Here is a 3,137-nt window from a genome sequence, read left to right as displayed (position 1 = left end):
TCCGGGCGCGCCGACACCGCGGCCCGGCAGGCCGGAGGTGCCGGGACGGGCGGGCGGACCGGCGGTCAGAACCGAGGCGGCGGCCCGGCGACAGGAGTGACGACATGATCTCGTCGGTGCGCGGGGAGGTGCTCTCCGTCGGGCTCGACCACGCGGTGGTCGAGGTCGGCGGCGTCGGCCTGTCCGTACAGGCCACCCCCGCGACCTTGGCGACGCTGCGGCGCGGCGAGCAGGCGCACCTGCACACCGTGCTGGTGGTGCGCGAGGACGCGCTGACGCTGTTCGGGTTCGCCGACGCCGAGGCGCGGGACCTGTTCGGCCTGCTCCAGACCGTGTCCGGGATCGGGCCGAGACTGGCGCTGGCCGCCCTGGCCGTGCTGGAACCGGACAAGCTCCGCACCGCGCTGGTCGAGGGCAACATCACCGTGCTGACGCAGGTGCCCGGCATCGGTCGCAAGGGCGCCGAGCGGCTCACCCTGGAACTGCGGGACAAGGTGGCCGCCGACGCCGCGCCCGGGCCGGAACCGGACACCCACCAGGCGCAGGGTCCCGCGCGCGCCGACGTCGTGGCCGACGTGGTGCAGGCGCTGGTCGGGCTCGGCTTCACCGCGAAACAGGCGGAGCAGGCCGTGGAGAAGGTGGCCGGCCACGCACCCGACGACACCTCCGGGGTGCTGCGGGCGGCGCTGGCCACCCTGGGCAGGAAGAGCTGAGCCGGAGCGAATCTCGTGCACGATGACGACAGGACCGACCCGGCCGACGGCTCCGGCACGGCCTCCGACGTGCCGCTGTCGGCGGTGGCCCAGACGGGGGAGCGCGAGGTCGAGACGGCGTTGCGGCCGCGCACGCTCGGTGACTTCGTGGGCCAGCCGCGGGTGCGTGAACAGCTCGAACTGGTGCTGCACAGCGCCCGCAGGCGCGGCGTGCCGCCCGACCACGTGCTGCTGTCCGGCCCGCCGGGCCTCGGCAAGACCAGCATGGCCATGATCATCGCGGCGGAACTGGACTCGGCCATCCGCATCACGTCCGGGCCCGCGCTGGAGCGGGCCGGGGACCTGGCGGCGATGCTGTCGAACCTCACCGAGGGCGACGTGCTGTTCATCGACGAGATTCACCGCATCGCGCGCCCCGCCGAGGAGATGCTCTACCTGGCGATGGAGGACTTCCGGGTCGACGTGGTGGTCGGCAAGGGGCCGGGGGCGACGAGCATCCCGCTCGAGGTCGCGCCGTTCACGCTGGTCGGCGCGACCACCCGGTCCGGCGCGCTGACCGGGCCGCTGCGGGACCGGTTCGGGTTCACCGGCCAGATGGAGTTCTACTCCCCGGAGGAACTCGAACAGGTCGTGTGGCGCTCGGCCGAGATCCTCGGCATCGTCGTCGACGCCGAGGGCGGCGCGGAGATCGCCCGGCGTTCCCGGGGCACACCGCGCATCGCGAACCGGTTGCTGCGCCGGGTCCGCGACTACGCCGAAGTGCGCGCGGACGGCCGGGCGAGTCTGCCGGTCGTGCGGGCCGCGCTCGCGGTCTACGACGTGGACGAGCTGGGCCTCGACCGACTCGACCGCGCGGTGCTGGACGCGCTCGTGCGGTCCTTCGGCGGCGGGCCGGTCGGCGTGTCCACCCTCGCGGTGGCGGTCGGTGAGGAACCGACCACGGTCGAGGAGGTGTGTGAGCCGTACCTCGTGCGGGCGGGTATGCTCGCGCGCACCCCACGGGGCCGCGTCGCGACCAGTCTCGCGTGGGAGCACCTCGGGCTGGCACCGCCGTCGGCGGGTGGGGTTGACCCGGTGTCGCCGACCCTGTTCGACTGAGGTGATGCCGGGGTGGCGTACCGAGGCGTGTGCCACCGGTGCTCGATTTCTCGGCAGCGCCTGGCACACTCGAAGACAGCACATCCGGACAAACTCGGACGTTTCGCTTGGAGAAGGCGGCGTCCGTCGAATGGAGAACCATGGACGGCCTCATCCTGCCGCTTCTGCTGATGCTCGTCGTCGCGCTGCCGCTGATCATGGCCACGCGCAAGCAGAAGAAGGCCATGGCCGAGCAGCAGAACCTGCAGAGCAGCCTGGCCGAGGGTGACCGCGTGATGACCACGTCCGGCCTGTACGCCACCGTGGTCGACGCGAGCGACGACAGCACCATCGACCTGGAGATCGCCGAAGGCGTCGTGACGACCTGGCTGCGCCAGGCGGTGCGCGAGCGGATCAACCCGGTCGCCGACGACGAGGACGACGACGTCTCGGAGACCAACGCCCAGGCGACCGACTCCGCCGACGAGCCGGTGGGCGCCGCCTCCGCGGCCGACGCCGGTGACGAGCGCGCCGACGGCCCGCAGGTGGCCCCGCCGCTGGAGCACGGCAAGAAGTAACCCGGGTCGTGGGTGCGCCGGTGTCCCGCGCCGGCGTGATCCCGCCCTGTCGCGTGCGCACGGCACCGAGTAGGGTCTCGGTGCTGTGCGTGTCCGCTTCCCGCGCACGAGCGGGATAGCGGGGCCGCGCGGACCCGTCAGCCGTCGAGCCAGTTCGAGGAGAGCGACCGACCGTGGCACCTCCGGCCGGGCAGATTCGCCCGGGACGATATTTCGCGTTCTTCGTCGTGATCGTGGCGGCGCTGTACTCACTGGTGTTCTTCACCGGGGGCGGCGACGCGACGCCCAAGCTCGGGATCGACCTCGAGGGTGGCACGCGTGTCACCCTGACGGCCCGGACGCCGGACGGGTCCGAGCCGTCGCGCGAGCAGCTACAGCAGGCGCGCGAGATCATCGAGAACCGGGTCAACGGAATCGGTGTCAGCGGCGCCGAGGTGGTTCTCGACGGCGACAACGTCGTGATCACCGTGCCCGGTGAGGAGGGCGAGCAGGCCAAGACGCTCGGCCAGACCGCCAAGCTCGGCTTCCGCAAGGTGCTCGCGGCTCAGCCCGCGGGCGCCTCCGCCATGCCGCCCGGGCAGCAGCAGGGCAGTGGCGACCAGGGCGAGCAGGGCACCGGCGGTCAGGAAGGCACCGGCGGTCAGGAAGGCACCGGCCAGGACGGTGCCGAGGCGAACGGTGCCGACGGCCGGAACAGCGAGGCAGGTTCAGGGGAGCAGGCCGGTCAGGACGGCGGCGGGGGCGGTGCGCCCGCCGCGGCGGCCCAGCC

At 73.0% G+C, this 3,137-nt stretch carries 3 protein-coding genes and 1 pseudogene; all 4 read left to right on the top strand.

Annotated elements, in window-relative coordinates; all coding sequences use genetic code 11:
- The first annotated feature begins 104 nt into the window (after nt 1-104).
- The gene (gene ruvA / locus SACSA_RS0104890; protein WP_019814017.1) at nt 105-713 is read left to right on the top strand and encodes a Holliday junction branch migration protein RuvA; all 609 of its coding nucleotides are present in this window, start codon (nt 105-107) and stop codon (nt 711-713) included.
- A 15-nt stretch (nt 714-728) separates the two neighbouring features.
- On the top strand, nt 729-1,811 hold the full coding sequence (ruvB, locus tag SACSA_RS0104885) for a Holliday junction branch migration DNA helicase RuvB (RefSeq protein WP_019814015.1): 1,083 nt from the start codon (nt 729-731) through the stop codon (nt 1,809-1,811).
- 140 nt (nt 1,812-1,951) lie between these two features.
- A complete protein-coding gene (gene yajC / locus SACSA_RS0104880) occupies nt 1,952-2,368 on the top strand; it encodes a preprotein translocase subunit YajC (RefSeq protein ID WP_019814013.1) in 417 nt (138 codons plus the stop codon).
- 173 nt (nt 2,369-2,541) lie between these two features.
- Nucleotides 2,542-3,137, top strand: a pseudogene (locus SACSA_RS25715) (protein translocase subunit SecD); the annotation flags it as partial.

Origin of the sequence: Saccharomonospora saliphila YIM 90502, from assembly GCF_000383795.1 — a bacterium.
In the GTDB taxonomy this organism is placed as follows: domain Bacteria; phylum Actinomycetota; class Actinomycetes; order Mycobacteriales; family Pseudonocardiaceae; genus Saccharomonospora; species Saccharomonospora saliphila.
The sequence above is the reverse complement of the archived record's forward strand: the minus strand, read 5'-3'. Positions and strand labels throughout refer to the sequence as shown.